The organism is Paenibacillus paeoniae, assembly GCF_003388735.1.
In the GTDB taxonomy this organism is placed as follows: domain Bacteria; phylum Bacillota; class Bacilli; order Paenibacillales; family Paenibacillaceae; genus Pristimantibacillus; species Pristimantibacillus paeoniae.
The window spans coordinates 810,099-828,581 of record NZ_QUBQ01000001.1; the positions used below are offsets into that span (position 1 = coordinate 810,099).

14 protein-coding genes are annotated in these 18,483 nt (G+C 48.7%); all 14 read left to right on the top strand.

The window, feature by feature from the left end:
* Nucleotides 1-23 precede the first annotated feature (23 nt).
* The 14 genes from DX130_RS03650 (at nucleotide 24) to panD (ending at nucleotide 18,477) form a co-directional block, all read left to right on the top strand.
* Entirely contained in the window at nucleotides 24-1,637 is a 1,614-nt protein-coding gene (locus DX130_RS03650; protein WP_116042919.1) for a hypothetical protein, read from the top strand.
* Nucleotides 1,634-2,884 carry a glycosyltransferase family 2 protein gene (locus tag DX130_RS03655; RefSeq protein ID WP_116042920.1) on the top strand — a complete coding sequence of 417 codons (1,251 nt, stop codon included), beginning with the start codon at nucleotides 1,634-1,636 and terminating at the stop codon, nucleotides 2,882-2,884. Before DX130_RS03650 ends, DX130_RS03655 begins: the two co-directional genes overlap by 4 nt.
* A 15-nt stretch (nucleotides 2,885-2,899) precedes the next feature.
* Nucleotides 2,900-4,999 carry a cellulose biosynthesis cyclic di-GMP-binding regulatory protein BcsB gene (locus DX130_RS03660; protein ID WP_240644306.1) on the top strand — a complete coding sequence of 700 codons (2,100 nt, stop codon included), beginning with the start codon at nucleotides 2,900-2,902 and terminating at the stop codon, nucleotides 4,997-4,999.
* Nucleotides 4,996-5,847 (top strand): diguanylate cyclase domain-containing protein, encoded by an 852-nt coding sequence (locus DX130_RS03665; RefSeq protein WP_116042922.1) that lies wholly within the window; start codon nucleotides 4,996-4,998, stop codon nucleotides 5,845-5,847. The genes DX130_RS03660 and DX130_RS03665 overlap by 4 nt, the downstream gene beginning before the upstream one ends.
* A gap of 280 nt (nucleotides 5,848-6,127) precedes the next feature.
* A complete protein-coding gene (locus tag DX130_RS03670; RefSeq protein WP_165861143.1) occupies nucleotides 6,128-7,912 on the top strand; it encodes a cache domain-containing sensor histidine kinase in 1,785 nt (594 codons plus the stop codon).
* Nucleotides 7,909-8,982: a helix-turn-helix domain-containing protein gene (locus tag DX130_RS03675; protein ID WP_116042925.1), complete on the top strand. Its 1,074-nt coding sequence runs from the start codon at nucleotides 7,909-7,911 to the stop codon at nucleotides 8,980-8,982. Before DX130_RS03670 ends, DX130_RS03675 begins: the two co-directional genes overlap by 4 nt.
* Before the next feature lie 152 nt (nucleotides 8,983-9,134).
* Nucleotides 9,135-10,154, top strand: a complete 1,020-nt coding sequence (locus DX130_RS03680) for an ABC transporter substrate-binding protein (protein WP_116042927.1) — start codon at nucleotides 9,135-9,137, stop codon at nucleotides 10,152-10,154.
* 5 nt (nucleotides 10,155-10,159) lie between these two features.
* On the top strand, nucleotides 10,160-11,287 hold the full coding sequence (locus tag DX130_RS03685; protein ID WP_116042928.1) for an ABC transporter ATP-binding protein: 1,128 nt from the start codon (nucleotides 10,160-10,162) through the stop codon (nucleotides 11,285-11,287).
* Entirely contained in the window at nucleotides 11,256-12,920 is a 1,665-nt protein-coding gene (locus tag DX130_RS03690) for an ABC transporter permease (protein ID WP_116042930.1), read from the top strand. Before DX130_RS03685 ends, DX130_RS03690 begins: the two co-directional genes overlap by 32 nt.
* 61 nt (nucleotides 12,921-12,981) lie before the next feature.
* Complete coding sequence (locus DX130_RS03695; RefSeq protein WP_116042931.1) at nucleotides 12,982-14,199, top strand: ABC transporter substrate-binding protein; 1,218 nt, start codon at nucleotides 12,982-12,984, stop codon at nucleotides 14,197-14,199.
* Between the two features lie 4 nt (nucleotides 14,200-14,203).
* Nucleotides 14,204-15,031, top strand: a complete 828-nt coding sequence (locus tag DX130_RS03700; RefSeq protein ID WP_116042933.1) for a hypothetical protein — start codon at nucleotides 14,204-14,206, stop codon at nucleotides 15,029-15,031.
* Nucleotides 14,997-16,232, top strand: a complete 1,236-nt coding sequence (locus tag DX130_RS03705) for a phosphopentomutase (protein WP_240644307.1) — start codon at nucleotides 14,997-14,999, stop codon at nucleotides 16,230-16,232. Before DX130_RS03700 ends, DX130_RS03705 begins: the two co-directional genes overlap by 35 nt.
* 221 nt (nucleotides 16,233-16,453) lie before the next feature.
* Nucleotides 16,454-17,515 (top strand): glycosyltransferase family 2 protein, encoded by a 1,062-nt coding sequence (locus DX130_RS03710; RefSeq protein WP_116045715.1) that lies wholly within the window; start codon nucleotides 16,454-16,456, stop codon nucleotides 17,513-17,515.
* Between the two features lie 578 nt (nucleotides 17,516-18,093).
* Nucleotides 18,094-18,477, top strand: a complete 384-nt coding sequence (panD, locus tag DX130_RS03715) for an aspartate 1-decarboxylase (RefSeq protein WP_116042935.1) — start codon at nucleotides 18,094-18,096, stop codon at nucleotides 18,475-18,477.
* Nucleotides 18,478-18,483: the final 6 nt, after the last annotated feature.

Below are 18,483 nucleotides of genomic sequence, written 5' to 3' on the forward strand. Positions count from 1 at the left end.
GGCAAAGGAAAGGGGGTTATGGCATGCCAGAATGGCGCAAACTGCGAGAGCTGGACGTTCCGTTTTTACAGTCAGAGCTGCGTAGTTCCATTGTTGTTCGGCTAATGATGCTCATTCTGTGCATGTCACTGGCAGTTCCCGGAGTGGGAGCTGCCGCAGTAGATGAGAAGAGGCCGGCTCATGTGCTGATTGTATATGACAGCTTGGCGCTGGGAAGTTCGAAAGAAGGCAATATCGAGGCTTTGAAACGGATAGTGGCGGCGTTCGGAGCGAGTGTCACTGTACAATCCATCGATCAATATGCGTCTGGCTCCATCTCATCGTACGAGTACGTGATCGTTGTTCGTAATCGGGAAGATCTGAACATTGGCCATACCCACTTCCTTAAAGATTTGTCCACTTATCCAGGGGCTTACCTGCATATTGGCGCCGATCTGCCCCAGTCGAAGAGCGCTCAACTTGGGCTAAAGGAAGAGTATCGGGCAAGGGAGACGGTATCCTTATCCATCGGTCAGCTTAAGGAGTCCTCCATGAAGGTGAGTGGAGGCCGCTTTATCACTTCTTATGATGGGAAGGGATATGGCAAATTCTCGATGGATGGGAAGCAACAGACTTATCCTTACGGCATCCAGAAGGGGACGACAGCGTACGTCCCGTACTACGAGCGAGGCAATCTGAGCGAATTGGCACTCGGATACCTGCTGAAGGATTGGCTGAAGACAGAGGAGCAGACGCAATTGTACGTGCTGCTTACCGAAATATACCCGTTCTCGGATTTGCAGGCGCTCGTTCGGCTGGCGGATTCCCTTTATGAAGCGGGCATTCCGTTTATCGTCAGCGTACGTCCCGTATTCAGCAATACGGATTACCCGGCCATGAAGCGATATCTGGAAGCGCTGAAGCATGTACAGTCTCGCAACGGAAGCGTCGTGGTCCAGGCACCTAATGTATCTGCAACAATTAGCCAGGATATGACGACACTGGATTTGAAAATGGCGGAATTCATCAATGTGCTGGCAGATTACGGCATCGCTCCCCTTGGCGTTGGAGCGGAGATGTATTGGACGTATGATCAGCACTACATGACGAAAGGGATGGGAGCGTTCGACTCCAGCGTGCTGTTTCCTAACAAGGAGATCAAGCATATGGCGAGAGTCGACACGTCGCAGCCGTTCTCCTCGTCCCTGTATACGATGGATATGAGCCAAATGGAGCAGTTGGAACAGAAGGGTCTGTTTCTGAACCCGCTGCCGATGAATACGGCGCTCGTACTGGATTTCCCGACTGATGAAGAGGCAATGGAAGCGACGATACAACGGCTGATGGAGGAATGGACATCATTTGGGGATTATAAAAACATCAGCCATGAGGTCAACACAGAGAAGTATACAATCGCTTCACGTGGCGGCATTTTGTACCTGAACGGAGAGGCTGTCGTGCTTAACGCGGCGGACAGGCTGATCAGCTCCGAATACGAATATATTTCCAAAGGCGAGAAAAGCTTTGAAAAACTGTTTACGATGCAAAACAAAATTTTAATTGTACTCATTCTGCTATCATTATTTATCTTTGGCTGTTTCCTTATTATCGGCCATCGGATGTATAAGCGGAAATACGAAGTAAGGAGGCGCCTATGACACTTGCCGACATTCTCATGCTTATATCGGTCATTTGCATTTGGTCGCTCCTGCTGGTCAATGTTGTGCTGATCATCGCAGGTTACCTATACTATATGGAGCTTGAAGACAAGCCGTTGCCCGAGCTTAAAGGTGAAGCGCCGTTTGTCTCCATTATGGTTCCAGCGCATAACGAGGGCATGGTTATCGTGAAGACGGTAGAATCGTTGCTGGCCTTGGACTATCCTCATGATCGCTATGAGATTATCGTCATCAATGACAATTCGTCAGACAACAGTCGCGAGCTGCTTGCGGGGCTTCAGTCGATGTATCCGGAACGCAACCTGAACATTATTAATACGGATGCGGTGACGGGTGGGAAGGGCAAATCCAATGCGCTTAACATTGGTTTTGCGCAGAGCAAGGGCGAGCTGATCGCGATCTACGATGCCGACAATACACCGGAGCGGAAGGCGCTATTGTACCTCGTCTCGGAAATTATGAACGATCAGTCGCTAGGAGCGGTAATCGGGAAATTCAGAACGCGCAACCGCAACGCCAGCCTTCTGACGCGATTCATTAATGTTGAGACGCTTTCGTTCCAGTGGATGGCACAGGCGGGCCGGTGGAAGCTGTTCAAGCTTTGCACCATTCCAGGCACAAACTTTATTATGCGTCGTGAAATAATCGAACGGATCGGCGGCTGGGACGTAAAGGCGATTGCCGAGGACACCGAGATTAGCTTCCGGATCTATATGATGGGCTACAGAATCAAATTCCAGCCCAAGTCCGTCACATGGGAGCAAGAGCCGCAGACGGTCAAAGTCTGGTTCAAGCAGCGAACGCGCTGGGCGAAGGGCAATATATACGTAATCGTCAAAAACATCCCGCTATTATTTGATAAATCTGCCCGCAACATCCACTTTGATATTTTATATTTTCTTTCGATTTATTTCTTGCTTCTCACATCGCTTATTACGTCCGATATCCTGCTTATCCTGCATGCGTTAGGCTATGTGACTACCACGATTGCGAGCTTTAGCTCCTTCCTGTGGCTGCTGGCCATCGTTTTATTTATTATCGGTACGTTCATCACCCTTGTGACGGAGAAGGGGGAGATGAAGCTGTCCAATCTGTGGATCATTATGCTCATGTACATATCGTATTGTCAGATGTGGATGGTTGTGGCGGCTTATGGTCTGTACCAATATATTAAGGACCTCATCTTCAAGCGCGAGGCCAAATGGTACAAGACGGAACGTTTCTAATGTGGAGGGAAAAAGGTGAATAAACGTATATTGCTCACAGCACTTATAGCTTTGCAGTTGTTCGTTGCCATGATTGCGCCGGTTTCGGCCGAGCAGTCCGGTACGGCCGGTACAAGCGCGAAAGCCACGAAGACATACGGCAGCAATCTGGCGAATGCCTCCATGATGGGAGGCTATGCCACTAGCCAGCAATACTTCCAATTGGAGTCCTATTGGAATGTGGAGGCGGTCGATCTTTATTTGGACTACAAGGCGACGCCATTGATGCAGGACGAGTGGTCCAGTGTTACGCTGCTTCTTAACGGCAAGCCGTTTCATTCGTTCCGTCCGGAAGTGAATGATCAGGAGAAGCAGCAATTGAAGGTCAACGTGCCGTTGGAATTTCTGCAGGAAGGCTCGAATTTGCTAACCGTACAGGGCAACATTCAAACGCTTAAGCCTGGTTCGGAGCTTATCTGCTGGGCTGCCGATACCAAGAACAGCTGGCTTCAGCTGTTTGACAGCTCCAGAATAGCGGTGCAATACGACACGAAGCCATTGGAAGGCACGATTCGTGATTTTAACGTTCATTTCAGGGGTCTGGATACGGTGAATGACGGAAAAAATGCGGTTGTTGTGCCAACAAACAGTGATCCAGCGGAGCTGGAAGCTGCCATGTATGCTCTGTCCGGACTAGCCAAGGCTAATCCGCTCAAGCAGAATGTTATCCCACTGCTGGAGCTTGGATCGGCCGGGGTGAAGAGCAAGAGCGCGATCGTAGTTGTTGCGTTGTACGATCATTTGACAGACGACATCAAGAAGTTGATTAAGCGGGAGGACATGCAGAATAAGGCTCTTCTGCAAGTCGTTCAGCTTGGAAATACGTCGGCGCTCGTGATTACGTCTGACGACGCAGAATTGCTTGTCCGCGCCGGAAGACTCGCGGCCAATCAATCCTTGCTGCAACAGCTGGACCGCTCCTCCAAGCTGGTAGATGCGACGACTGAGGTAGAGACGCCAGCCGTAGAGATAAGCAAAAATGTGAAGCTGACCGAATCAGGCGACCAGTTGAAGGGCGCTCGGCATCGGGAGCAGGTCTACTTCGTATCGATGCCCGGCAACCGCTCCATAGCTGATGCGAGCAAGATCAACTTGAATTTCCGTTATGCCAAAAATCTCGACTTTGACCGTTCAATGGTGACCGTGTATATCAATGAGACGCCAATCGGCAGCAAAAAGCTGTCCATGGAGATGGCCGATCGCGACCATATGGCGCTGCAGGTACCGAAAAATCTTAATATTTTCGGCAATTTCTCCGTCAAGATTGCATTTGATCTGGAGATGACAAACCCGGGATGTATTGAAGAGCAGGATCAGATGCCGTGGGCATTCGTGGACAAAGAATCTATGCTGCAGCTGCATACAAGAGACCGGGCGGATCTTTTGCTGGACAATTATCCCTATCCATTCGTGCGTGACGGCAGCTACAACGGGGTAGCGGTCGTACTTCCGAAGGATCGAGACGCTTATCTCTACCAATCGCTTGCGAATGTATTCAATTTGCTGGGCCAGTTCGCCCAGACCAATACAGGCAATATTCAATTCTATAGCGAAGAGGCTGGAGAGAAGGAGCTGTCTAGCAAGCAGATTATTGCCATCGGCAGCTATGAGAATAACCGTGTTATCCAGTCGAACAACGAATTCTTGTACTTCCAGTTCGATCCGAGCAGCAAAGGATTTCATTCCAACGAGAAAATGAGTATCGATATCGATTACGGCAAGCGGGTTGGCGCGCTGCAATTAATTAACTCCCCTTATGACGATCGGAACGGCATGCTTGCTGTAACAGGCTACAATCCGGAGTTTTATTATTTGGCATCGCAGCTGGTAGCGTCGGAAGGGCTGTTGTGGAAGGTATACGGAGACGGCGTATTGACGGATAAGGATGGAGCCGTGCGTCCGTTCCGCTTCAAGGAAGCGGCAGCTCCGGAGTCACCATCTATCATCAGCGACATCATGGATCGTTCCGATGTACTGAGCTTCATGGTTATCTTGGTACTGGTGCTGTTGTTTGTCCTTGTATCGTTGATTCTAATGATACGCAAATATAGATCGAAACGGGGGCGTGTAGAATGAGGCGATTCCAAAGCAGCATGACTTCGGACGCAGCTTTTATGCTGCTGTTCGCAGCCTGCTTTGTCACCGTTGTTTTTACTGCGCGGGACCCCGATCTGTATTTGCAAAATGTGATTTTCTTTAACGTTGCGTTTCTGATTGCGCTTATTACGTACTTTACATCAGTGACGACCGGTTTGATTCTTAACATTTTGTTCATTTTTGGTTATGGCACCTTTACACTGTATCAGACAGTAGTTGTCGGCGGATTAATTGGATCGCAAAATTACTTTTGGCTCATTATGACACCGTTCTTTACGGTAGTTACTTGGATGCTGACGATGTCAAACAGGAGACTGCAAGCCGAAAACGAGGAGCTGCAGAAAAACAATTCCTCGCTTGCGACGGTCGATGCCAATACCAGCCTTAAGAATACGCTCTCCTTCAAAAATGATGCCACGATCTTCATGGCGCTGTCCGTGCGGTACGAAATTCCTCTGACGCTGCTAGTCATTCAGGTGAAGTATTGGGATGAGATCAAGCGGATGATTAGCGAGGATCAGCTGACTGAGGCGATCCAGGATATGTCGAAGCTAAGTCAGACTAGTATTCGAACGAATGATGCCTTATATATGCTGAATCGGGAGCACCCGACATGGGGCATGCTGCTATTCACAGATCGTCCGGGAGCACAGATGGTCATTGATCGTCTGAAACGGCGAGTGGACGAGCTGAATGAAACGGAATCGGAAAAATATAAAGTTTCGTTAAACTTGAAGATTGGCGCGATTCAATATGACCGCGAGACGATTCCAACTCCGCTCGACTTCATCGCGCAGGCGAAGAAGCAGCTGGAGTATGATGTGTAGTGGCCAAGAAGTTAGAAAAAAGCATGAAATAATAAAAGGAGCAGGCGGATATCAGATCCGATCTGCTCCTTTTTTCGAACCTTTTAACCAAATTCCAGCATCAATTTGCCGTAGAGGAAGCTCCTGATGAGGTCGCACGGCTATTGCAGGTGAAGGAGAAGGCGCCATTATTGAAGCGCATTCGCTTCACCAATGACGTGAGTGTTTTTTCTTGTTGTTTCCTGTACCATTCCACTATAATAGGTGTTATTATATTTTGGCCGAGGAGAGGATGAGGCCATTGAATCGGTTTATGAACTTGAATTTACGAACGAAGCTGACCATTATCTTCATGATGCTGGTCATCATCCCGCTCAGCCTGCTGGGCTTCTTCTCCTATCAGAAGTCAACGAATATGATGCAGGAGCAAATGAGCAGCGGTGTTCTGGACAACATGAAGCAGATTAATAAGAATCTCTCCTTCTTCGCGCGGGATGTGGAGCAGCTCTCCATGTACATTTTTCGTAATTCGATGGTTCAGGAGACGCTGGCCAAGCCCGGTGATCGCTCACGGCTGGAAAAATACGAGGATTATAAAGCCATGCAGCATCTGTTCGAGACTGTACTGGGACCTAAAACGTGGGAGATTAGAATCTACATTATCGGGTTAAATGGCGACCGCTATTTCACTGGCGATTTTCTGCCTACACAGTATGACAAGTATAACGAGAACTGGGGCATCTTCCGCAAAGCAAACCAGGCCAGCGGTACGATGGTATGGGATACGCATTATAACGTGAGAAAGATTGATCCGCAGGAAGTTGTATTGAGCGCAGGCAGGCAGCTTAAGGATATTGGGACAGAGGAGAAGCTCGGTTATCTCATTATCGAAATTCTCGAGCCGTCACTAGCGGGCATTCACCGGACGAACCGCGATCAAGGCGAGGAGCAGATGTTTCTTCTGGATAGTCAGGGCTATATTATTTCAAGTTCCCCGGACAAAGCAACTGTGGGGACGCGTATGGAATTCACCGATCTGGACCGGATCTTAAGCGGGAGAGAAGGGTATTTTGGGACGAAGTGGCATGATAAACGACATATTCTCGTTTACGACACAGAGGAAGAGGCGGGTTTCAAAATTGTGAAGTTCGTGCCTATGGATCAGATTGTAAGTAAAAACAGTCTAATTCGCAATATCACCTTTACGATCACGGCTATTGGACTTTTTGTATCCGTTTGGCTTGCATACTTTCTATCGAAAACGGTTACAAAGCCGCTCGAAGGCTTGATCCAGTTAATGAAGAAGGTAGAAATTGGTCGTCTGGATGTTCGCTTCCCAACCAAATACAAAGATGACATCGGTATTTTGGGAGGAAGCTTTAATCGGATGACACAGCGCTTGCGGGAGCTGATCCAGGAGGGATATGAGAAGCAGGTTCGATTGAAGGACGCCGAATTGAAAGCGCTTCAAGCCCAAATCACCCCACATTTTCTTTACAATACACTGGAAACGGTGAATTGGATGGCGAAGATGAAGGGCGTCCCCGATATCAGCAAAATTGTCGTTTCACTGGCAGAGATGCTAAGGCATTCCGTCAAGAAGGATAAGGAACTGGTCATCATACGAGAGGAAATCACGCAGTTGGAACACTACCTGACCATTCAGCAAATCAGGTACCGCGATCGTTTCCAGGTATTCTGGGAGGTGGACGATGCGGCGCTGAATTGCCAGATTCCATCCTTGATGCTGCAGCCGCTGGTAGAGAATGCGATCACGCATGGGCTGGAAATGAAGCTGGAGGAAGGCACGCTGCGTATCGCGATTCAGGTGATCGAGCGAAAGCTGCAAATTAAAATTACAGACGATGGTGTGGGCATTAAAGCTGATGTGCTGCAGTCGCTGCAGCAGAAACAGTTTTCTATTATTCAGCCGCGCCATACCGGTATTGGGCTGGAGAATGTCGTGAGAAGACTTGATATTTATTATAGCGATCAGGCTGAAATAATCATCGACAGTGAGCAGAATAAGGGAACCAGCATCACCATAAAACTGCCGATTTTTAGAACAGGAGAGAAATTGACATGATCAAGCTAGTCATCGTGGATGATGAATACATGATTCGTGAAGGGCTCAGCACGCTTGCCGTTTGGCCAAGCCTAGGCATTCAGGTGGAAGGGATTGCTGCTAACGGTATTGCAGGATGGGAGCTTGTTAAGGGGACACAGCCCGATATTTTGCTATCGGATATTCGAATGCCCGGAATGGATGGTCTTCAGCTGTGCCATCAAGCCATTGAGGCCTATCCGGAGATGAAGTGCGTGCTGCTTACAGGATATGGAGAATTCGCCTATGCGCAGCAGGCCCTCAAGATGGGGGTCTATGATTTCTTGCTCAAGCCTACGAACGAAGAAGAGCTGATTGCTATTATGAAGCGGGCAGTGGGTGATATTGCGAAGCAGCGCCATGTGGATCGCAATTATGTCCAGCTGCTTTGCCACCGCTATATGAAGGAGCCTACAGCGGCTGTCTGCGAGGAACTGCAAGCCATTTTACCGCCTAGAGCAACTTATGTCGTTGCTGCCTGGTCTGGCTTGGAGCAGAAGGACGCTGCAGTACTGTTTCTCCCAAGCGACCAGGATGTGAGTGAGGAGTGCATTCGACTGTTGCTGAACACGCATCTAGCTGAGCAGCAGGATAAATGGAATTGCATCGGCGTAAGTGAATGTTTCAGTTCTGCGGAGCAGCTTCCATTTGCTTATCGTCAGGCCAGACTTGCCTGCTCCCAGCAGCAGGCGATAGGTGCGGGTGTTCTTCTCTTTCAGCGAATGAATCATCAGGAGCGGATCATTGCTTTAGTTGAAAAGGTGGACCGCATGTATGCATCACCTCTGACAGTTAGTGAGCTGTCGGCGGAAGCTTATATGAGCGAGAGCTATTTCAGCCGCTTGTTCAAGCAGGTAACAGGCAAGAAGTTTATTGACTACTTAACGGAGAAGCGGATAGGGGAGGCGAGACAGCTCATGCGTGAGACCACACTTCGGACCTATGAGGTTGCGCAGGCTGTAGGCTATCATGATCAGCGCTACTTCAGCCAAGTGTTCAAGAAGGCAACAGGCTGCACGCCCAGCGAATATCGCAGTCAGGAAATTATTTAAACATTTTTGCAGTTTTGTCTCGTTGTAAGGGCTTTCACTCCTCACTATACTTGGAATAGAAATAGGGCGCATGCTTCTAGAGGCGAGTCGCTAGACTCGCACGCACAACATTGTGGGAGCGCCGTGCCCGCCCAAAAATGAGGAGGGTTTATATGAGAAAAAAATGGTTACTGCTGCTAGTAGTTGCTATGGTCGCTGTCATGGCTGGTTGTGGAAATTCACAAGGTGAATCGCAGGCTGGGGATAGTAAGAAAATGGTGCTCTACACGTCGACGCCTTCGGAAATCTTGAATCCGCTAGTAAAGGAATTCCAGGATCGCACGGGTATTACGGTTGAACTCGTAACAGGGGGAACTGGCGAGCTATACAAACGTATTCAAGCGGAGTCCGCTAACCCGCTTGGTGATGTACTGTGGGGCGGCATTGCCGATTCACTGGAAATTTTCAAAGAAAACTTCGAGCCTTACACCACTACAGAGGCTGAACATATTCCAGACGTATATACAAGCCCGACTCATCACTGGACGGCTTTCAACGTTGTGACGGAAGTCATTATGTACAACAAAGATCAGGTTAAAGAGGATGAAGTGCCTAAGGGCTGGGAAGGCTTGCTTGATCCGAAATGGAAGGGCAAGATTGCCTACGCAGATCCCAAAAAAGCAAGCACATCGTACATTCAATTGGCTACACTGCTTACGGCATTCGGAAAAGATTCAGGAGGTTGGGATTTCGTCGAGAAATTCGCCGCTAACCTGGATGGCAAGCTGCTGAATGGTTCTAGTGCTGCCCCTAAAGCCATTGCGGACGGAGAATTCCCCATTGGCATTACGTATGAAGAAGCTGCATTCCGCCATATTGTTGGAGGCGCTCCTGTCGGCATCGTGTATCCAGAGGAAGGCACTTCGCTCGTTCCAGACATTACGGCTCTGATTAAAGGCGCTAAAAATGCCGAAAACGGCAAGAAGTTCATTGATTTCCTTGTTAGCAAGGATGTACAGCAAATGGTAACCACTGAATTCAAACGTCGCGCGGTTCGTGATGATGTAAGTCCAACCGAAGGCCTTATTCCTTTTGAAAATATTAAGCTTGTGAATTACGATTCCAACTGGTCGGGTTCTTCGCAGGAGGAAATCTTGAAGCGATTCCAAGACATTATGCTGGGGAAAAGGTGACATCGATGGCACAAATCACAATTGATCACGTAACGAAGTATTTTGGCGATGCAAAAGGCGTAGACGATGCACATATTGATATCGGGCATGGCGAATTTTTTACGCTGCTCGGACCGAGCGGATGCGGCAAGACAACTTTGCTGCGCACGCTGGCAGGCTTCTATCAGCAGGAGGAAGGCAGCATCTACTTCGGGGAAAAATGTATGGATAGCGAGCCTGCCCACAAGCGCGATATTGGCATGGTGTTCCAAAACTATGCGATCTTCCCGCACTTGACGGTATTCGAAAACGTCGCTTATGGCTTAAGAGCGCGCAAGGTGAGCAAGCAGGACATTGAACGCCGGGTATCGGAAGCACTGGAGGTTGTAGAGCTGTCTGCACATCGCAGCAAGCAGCCAGCCCAGATGAGCGGTGGACAACAACAGCGGATCGCGCTTGCTCGCGCCATTGTCATTCATCCTGGCCTGCTGCTGATGGACGAGCCGCTGTCCAACCTGGATGCAAAGCTGCGTCTGAAGATGCGTTCCGAAATTCGCGCCCTGCAAAAGCGCCTTAATATCACTACGATCTATGTAACCCATGACCAGGAAGAGGCGCTGGCTGTCTCCGATAGAATCGCTGTCTTGAACCAAGGGAGAATACAGCAAGTAGGTCGTCCACATGAGATTTACTTGAATCCTGTTAACCGTTTCGTAGCAAACTTTATCGGCTCCACTAATTTTATCGATACCGAAATTATGGGCTACGATCCCGCCACGAAGAAGGCGAATATGCGCATAGCCGAGCAGCAAGTGTCTGTTCCTCTGGATCGGGCGTACAATGGCAAGGCCTTATTCTCCATTCGTCCGGAGCAGCTGAAGCTGAAGAAGGCCAATACGGATTCTGAAGTACCTTCAGTCGTTGGCTCCATTACAGAGGTTACGTTTCTCGGAGAGAAGGTCGAGTACCTGATTGACTTGAAAAATGGTCAGACCGTACAAGTGAACGATCATGCCGTCAGCTATAGTGAGCTTCGTGGTGTAGGACAATTTGCAGAGGTATGCTTCCATGTTTCCGACGCCGTCATCTTCGACGAGGAAGGGAAGGAGGCGATTAAGAGCAATGGCAATATCAGTGCCGCGCAAGCGATTTAAATTCCGTCTAGACTTCTGGACAGTCGTTACGCTCGTCTCGCTGGGGCTTGTCATGATCTTGCTTGTGTACCCTTTGTTTAACATCTTGATTACCAGTTTTATAAGTGAAGGTAAATGGGATATTAGCAATTACCAATCGTTTTTCAAATACAAGCACTATTATGGCGCATTATTCAACAGCTTTCTTGTATCTTCACTCACAACGCTGTTTGCTTGCTTGATCGGTATTCCGCTTGCTTATGTGATGACCAGATTCAATATTCCATTTAAGGGTCTAATCAACATTCTGATCATTCTGACCCTGTTGTCACCGCCATTCATTGGCGCATACTCCTGGATTTTGATGATGGGCAACAATGGTTTCATCACACGCTTCCTGAATGAAATCGGTATTCCATTCAAGTCGATTTATGGTCTGCATGGGATGGTATGGGCATTTACGATGCAATTTTATCCCCATATTTACTTGTACGTGTCAGGTGCGCTCAAGACTGTTGACCGCTCGCTGGAGGAGGCGTCCGAGAATTTGGGCATCCATGGCTGGCGCCGGGTGTGCAGGGTTACTTTGCCACTCATCCTGCCTACGTTGTCTACCGGTGCATTGATGGTCTTCATGGCCTCGTTCGCCGATTTCGGTACACCGATGCTGTTAGGGCAAGGGGTGAAAGTACTGCCTATTCTGGCTTATGAAGAGTTCATTAGCGAGATGGGGACCAATCCGGCTATGGCCAGCACAATCAGTATGATTTTGCTGCTGATCACCACTTCCCTGCTGTTTATCCAGCGGTATGTGATTTCGAAGAAAACATTTGGGATGAGCAGCATGCGACCTCCTGCAGTCGTCAAGCTGAAGCGCCCTGTGCGCATTTTGGCTACACTGTTTGTGGCCGCAATCGTACTGACATCCATCATTCCACAGGCGACGGTTATTACGACCTCGTTCATTAAGACCAACGGTCCAGTATTCACGAATCAATTCAGTCTGGACAGCTATAAGGAAGTTCTGTACCGTGTGCCAAAATCGATTTTGAACACATTCACCTACTCGAGTATGGCGATCGTGATCATGGTTGCTGCCGGATTGCTCATTTCTTATGTGGTTGTCCGCAGAAAATCGAAGCTGACGTCGCTGCTGGACTCGTTGATTATGATTCCGTATGTAATGCCCGGAACCGTGCTTGGGATCAGTCTCATTATTGCCTTCAATAAACCGCCAATTGCATTGACTGGCACTTGGGTTATTCTCGTCATTGCTTATGTGGTGCGCAAGCTGCCCTACACGCTGCGTTCAAGTACCGCTATCTTGTACCAGATCGATAAGAGCGTAGAGGAGGCGTCCATTAGCCTTGGCGTTCCGCCGATGAAGACATTCTTCAAGACAACCGCAATATTGATGCTTCCAGGCGTAATGTCAGGTGCGATACTCAGCTGGGTGACCACCATTAACGAATTGAGTTCCACTATTGTGCTCTATTACGGTGCAACCTCGACGATTACGGTTAACATTTATAGTGAGGTTATTAATGCGAATTTCGGTACCGCAGCTGCTCTGGCATCTATTTTGTCGCTTAGTACCATTATCTCGCTTCTTATTGTAAATAAGATATCTGGTAATCGGGGCTTCTCGTTATAATAAAAGGCAGTAAATGGGATAGGCTGAACGTATCGTGTATGCAGGAGGGGATGAGCCCAGTATGAGGAAGCTAGCGCTAGTTGTTAGCGTGGCACTGCTTGCAGGACTAATTGTCTACTTATATGCCTTGAACAAGCAGCGCTTTGATCTCATTCGTGAATCCCCTCCACAGGAGACGATTGAACTGTGGGTGAGCACGCCCACGCTGGTCGAGCTGGCGGAGCAATATGAGAGCAAGAATGCCAATGTTCGAATCAAGACAAGGTATTTCTACAACGATGATGTGCTGCTGGAAGAGCTGTATGGAGCCGTCTCGGCCGGAACACCACCGGATATTGCCGAGATTGGCTCCCGCTACGGCATTTTCCCGTTAATCGATATGAATCATATTGTGGAGCTGGGTAGTTTATTGCCCCCGGATTTACAACGTGATCTTTCGCCAGGCATTGCAAGCCGGTTCGAATACGCCGATAGACTGTGGGCATGGCCGCTCGGATATGCGATCCCGGTTTTATATTCCAATAAGAGCTTGCTGGAGTCCAATCGTTTCAATCTAGAGGGAGTTGACAGCTGGGAGCAATTATGGCAATTTGCAACTGGGCTGATGGGGAAAACCAGGCAGGCGAACGCAGCAATATGGGGCGTTCATGCAGATATGCAGATGCCTTGGTATTTGATGACCATGTATAGGCAGCATCATGCATCTACAGAAGGCCAGAACACCAAGAAGCTTACGATGGACGATTTCCCGGAATGGGAACGAGCTGTACGCACCTACAAGCTTATTCCGCCCTTAACCCATCAGCTTGCCGTCAGTCAATTCGTCAAGGGCGAGGGCGGGGTGCTGCTGAGTTCCTCAGAGAAGCTGCCATTCTACGAGAAGCTCATTGCCAAGAAATTCGAAATGGATGTGAGGGTGCTGCCAGGGATCGGCAGTCAGAGCAGTCAGCTATCAACAGATGGTAGTAGCTACGTGGCAGGAGGAACCGGGTTATCCCTGTTCCGAACGTCGCCTCATCAAGAAGAGAGTCTTGCTTTTATTCAATATTTGGCCCAGATGGAGCAAGTGGTTCAGTTCAGTCTAGGCACAGGCTATATACCTGCTCGCCAATCCGCCATGCAAAGCGAGCAGCTTCAGCGGCACTATACGCAGCAGCCGATTTACCGGATGATTGCGCAGGAGGGGGCAAGCAGTGGACGTATTCCTGTTGCGCGGACTGATCGCGAGCGCTGGCAGACACTGCAGAAAATACAGGAACAAATTGAAACGGAGCAATAGCAGGATGAAAATCATAGAAGTCAGCTCAACCTCCAAAACAGGCCGGGAAGAAACAAATGAGGATACCTGGTGTTTCACTGAGCACTACGTTTGTGTGATAGACGGTGCCACCGATCTCTCTGGTCGCCGCTTTCAAGGCGATACTCCAGGACGAACAATAGCGCAGTGGATTAAGCAAGCTGTAACGGAGCTGCGACCTCAGGCTGATATAGAAGAGATTATGGAACAGATTCATGCTGCGCTGCAGGAGCACTATAAGAAACAGGGGCTATACGACTCTCTGCTAGATTCGGAGTCAGGACGCCCTTCTGCCTCGATGGCGCTGTACAGCCGTTACCATCATTGTGTATGGCTAATTGGCGATTGTCAGTGCATGGTGGATGGAATGCTGCATGAGAATGGCAAGGAGGCTGACCATATACTGGCGGCTGCCAGGGCGTTGTTTCTGGAGTCAGAGCTTGCCAGTGGAAAGACGGTGGAGCAGCTTGCAGAGCATGATACTGGATTTGCAGCTATCGTTCCCTTTCTCCGCCAGCACTTTGCACTACGTAATCAATCGGCAGACTACCAATATGCCTATGGCGAAATAACGGGCTTCGGATTTATTCGCTCCTTGTCGAAGACGGTTCTATTGCCGCCATCTGCATCTTCACTAGTGCTTGCTTCTGACGGCTATCCGGAGCTGAAATCTGAGCTTGCGGCTGCCGAACAGGTTTTGCAGGAACTGCTTACGCATGACCCGTTATGTATGGGAGAGCGCAAGCAGGTCAAGGGCCGAATGAAAGGAAATGTATCTTATGATGATCGAACATATCTCCGAGTTGGATTCTAAAGATAAGGGTCGATTTAGGTTCCGTCGGATAGCACTAATTGTTCTCGATAGTGCAGGCATAGGCGAGCTGCCAGATGCCGCACAGTTCGGTGATACAGGTGCGCATACACTAGGTCATATCATCGAGCGGGTGGATCGTGTCAAGCTCCCTAATTTGCGCAGCATGGGTCTAGGCAACATTGCTCCGCTGGGGTCTTGGGAGCCGGCTGCTGCATCTACAGCTGCCTACGGCAAGATGGCAGAAGTATCAGCAGGGAAGGATACGCTCACAGGCCACTGGGAATTGGCAGGGCTCCAAACTAGTGTGCCTTTCCGAACATTCGCAGACGGGTTTCCTGCGGCATTAATGGAAGAGCTGGAACGTCAAACAGGAAGAGCGGTAATCGGAAATAAGGCGGCTAGTGGTATGGCGATATTAGAGGAGTTGGGTCCCGAGCAGATAGAGAGTGGAGCATGGATCGTGTATACATCAGCCGACAGTGTTCTCCAAATCGCCGCCCACGAAGGGGTCATTCCGCTAGAAGAGCTCTATCATGCTTGCGAGATCGCCAGAGCATTAACGCTGGGCGAGCCCTATGCGCTCGGACGGATTATTGCCCGGCCATATACGGGCGAGCCGGGAGCATTCGTGCGGACAGCCGGCCGTCATGATTACGCCGTGAAACCTCCCGAGCCGACGGTTCTGAATGCACTGCAGAATGCTGGTCTTGATGTACTTTCAGTAGGCAAGATCAGCGATATCTTTGACGGTGAAGGCATTAGTGCCTCTTATCCAACTGCTAACAATGCTGAGGGAATTGAACGGACGATAGAGCTGTTAGCTCAACCCTTCACCGGATTACTGTTTACGAACCTGGTTGACTTCGATTCCTTGTATGGGCATCGACGTGATGTGGAGGGCTACGCGCAATTATTGGAGGCGTTTGATCTTAAGCTCCCTGCCATCATGAGCAGTCTAGATGAGAATGACCTGCTCATCATTACGGCGGATCATGGCAATGACCCGACACATTCAGGTACAGATCATACTAGAGAATATGTTCCGCTGCTTGTATATAGCCCTTCACTGACTGGAGGCACGAATCTCGGAGTCAGGCGAACATTTGCCGATGTGGCAGCTACCATTGCTGACAATTTCAGTGTAGCGGCTAAACGCGGAATTAGTTTCCTAGGAGAATTACGGGATATTAGCGACCAATGACATAATACTATTCTGGCTCATAACAGAAATCAGTGCTTGACGACCGGTATTCTCGTCGATTGTAATCGCCATCGGCTGTTGGCCTGACTGTCAAGCACTGATTATTTGAGGGATCTCTTTTTACAAAATTTATAAAAAAATGGACTTGACTACTAGTTGCTTCCGCATATACACTGACCTTGATTTGAGAGTGCCAATCTTGAATGAATGGAGTGGAGCGAGTGGAGCAGCTAGTAAGCATCGTGATGCCTACCTACAACCGGGCGAAGATTATCTCAGGCGCTATCGAGTCGATCGTACGTCAGCCTTATTCGAACTGGGAGCTTATCGTTGTAGATGATCGCAGCATAGATGATACAGAAGCCGTTATCGGGGAATGGATGCACAGAGATGCCAGAATTCGGTACGTGCGCAATGAGCGGTCAAAAGGGCCGGGTGGCGCGCGGAACACGGGCATGCTGGCGGCGAGGGGCGAATATTTGGCCTTTCTGGATTCCGATGACGAATGGTTTCCGGGCCATCTGGGCGACAGCATGAACGTACATGCCCTTACAGGGGCCGATGTCACCTTTGCTCTTTGGGTGGAGCGGCATGGGGAGGTAGAATCCTACAACTTCGATAATGAAGTAGAACGCCAGTTGCTGAATAAGATGAGGACATCGTTCGATACGAGAAACGACGGGGAGATCATTATATGTGAGGAAGGGCTGTTTGAAGCGTTCCTGTCGCATACCCGCAATTTTTTTCAGCTCAATACGATGGTATTCCGGCGAGAGCTGCTGGATGAAGTCGGGTTGATCAACGAGGAGTTTCATTTGGGAGAAGATACAACCTATTTGCTCCGATTCTTTGACCATTACCGGATCGCCCTGCAGACGAAGCCTCATTCCGTTTATCAGGAATCGCCGGACAGTCTCTATTTCTTTTGCGATCGCTGGCTATTAGATCCCGATACCATTCATCTTCACGAAGAGATCTATGCCAAAATAGAAGGCCTCAGCTTCAAATCGATCAAGGTGCGCGAGCATATTCGCGAATTAATTGTGCAATCCGACTCGATCAGCCACAAATCGAAGCAGCTCTTGTATATGGATATCGGCATCGCCAGCAAATATTACACCCTGGGCTATTTGAACCGTCACGACCGCAAAAAGGCGCTTCAATATTGCCGCCAATCCATCCGCAGCAAAGTTACGATCTTTAATCTCCTGTTATACGTGAAGCTGTTATTTTCCAGTAGGAAAGGGAGTGCTTTTTTACAAAAGGCTCTTAATCTTTGGTAGTCCCTACTTGTAAATAATAGAATTTCCCCCTCTTTTGATACGATTATCACCCTTACGCAAGTGGACAATTACCTCTACTATAGGGGTTAAGGATGCAAGAATTTTCGTGGGTATATATCATTTTTCTGATATATATATCATTTTTTGCATCTGAAACCTGCACATTGACAACTGCATGAGCTTTTTTATTTTTGCAACAACGCTTTAACCCATCACCGCTACACACAATTACATTGTTCTGCCTCACAGTGAACACTCTCATCAGGAGTAGACTTCATCAATGTTTAGTACATTCTCCACGTTAATGCTTTCGAATACCCTAATCAACATGACCTCACCCATTCTGCAAGACCCTCTCACTATCACGAACTCACCTGCTCAGCATGATCAACCTTCCGTTTACTACGTTACCCATTATGATTTAATGCTTTCATTTTTTGGTTTACCAGAGAGAATTACGGTAGATTTGCTGGTTGAATGTTCGTTAATAAGAAGTATCTGTTAATGTCGTTCGTTATAAGAGGTTTGTTTAGGCTTCATTTCTTTTTTAGAGACCACCCCACAAGGAGAGTGTATTTATGTTCAGAGAGATGCACAAGTCCAAAATCCACCGTGCAGTCGTCACGGAAGCGAATTTGAATTATGTAGGAAGCATTACGATCGATCAAGATATTTTGGATGCATCGAACATTTTGGAGAACGAAAAAGTGCAGGTCGTCAATATAAATAACGGAGCGAGACTCGAAACCTATGTCATAACAGGTCCAAGAGGCTCGGGTATGATTTGCCTGAATGGCGCTGCTGCAAGGCTTGTACAGCCGGGAGACCGCGTCATTATTATCTCGTACGCGATGATGGAAGAGTCCGTTGCGCGCACCTATCGTCCGCATGTCGTCATTATGGACGATCAGAATCGGATCGTAACGGAGGAGTATCAGGAATTGCATTCCACAACGGTGTGACAAAAA

Bases quoted from the DNA above. Each gene is read 5' to 3' on its own strand.
- DX130_RS03680 (WP_116042927.1), top strand. From the start codon at position 9,135: ATGAGAAAAAAATGGTTACTGCTGCTAGTAGTTGCTATGGTCGCTGTC.
- DX130_RS03690 (WP_116042930.1), top strand. From the start codon at position 11,256: ATGGCAATATCAGTGCCGCGCAAGCGATTTAAATTCCGTCTAGACTTC.
- DX130_RS03700 (WP_116042933.1), top strand. From the start codon at position 14,204: ATGAAAATCATAGAAGTCAGCTCAACCTCCAAAACAGGCCGGGAAGAA.
- DX130_RS03650 (WP_116042919.1), top strand. From the start codon at position 24: ATGCCAGAATGGCGCAAACTGCGAGAGCTGGACGTTCCGTTTTTACAG.
- DX130_RS03695 (WP_116042931.1), top strand. From the start codon at position 12,982: ATGAGGAAGCTAGCGCTAGTTGTTAGCGTGGCACTGCTTGCAGGACTA.
- DX130_RS03655 (WP_116042920.1), top strand. From the start codon at position 1,634: ATGACACTTGCCGACATTCTCATGCTTATATCGGTCATTTGCATTTGG.
- DX130_RS03685 (WP_116042928.1), top strand. From the start codon at position 10,160: ATGGCACAAATCACAATTGATCACGTAACGAAGTATTTTGGCGATGCA.
- panD (WP_116042935.1), top strand. From the start codon at position 18,094: ATGTTCAGAGAGATGCACAAGTCCAAAATCCACCGTGCAGTCGTCACG.
- DX130_RS03705 (WP_240644307.1), top strand. From the start codon at position 14,997: ATGATGATCGAACATATCTCCGAGTTGGATTCTAAAGATAAGGGTCGA.
- DX130_RS03675 (WP_116042925.1), top strand. From the start codon at position 7,909: ATGATCAAGCTAGTCATCGTGGATGATGAATACATGATTCGTGAAGGG.
- DX130_RS03665 (WP_116042922.1), top strand. From the start codon at position 4,996: ATGAGGCGATTCCAAAGCAGCATGACTTCGGACGCAGCTTTTATGCTG.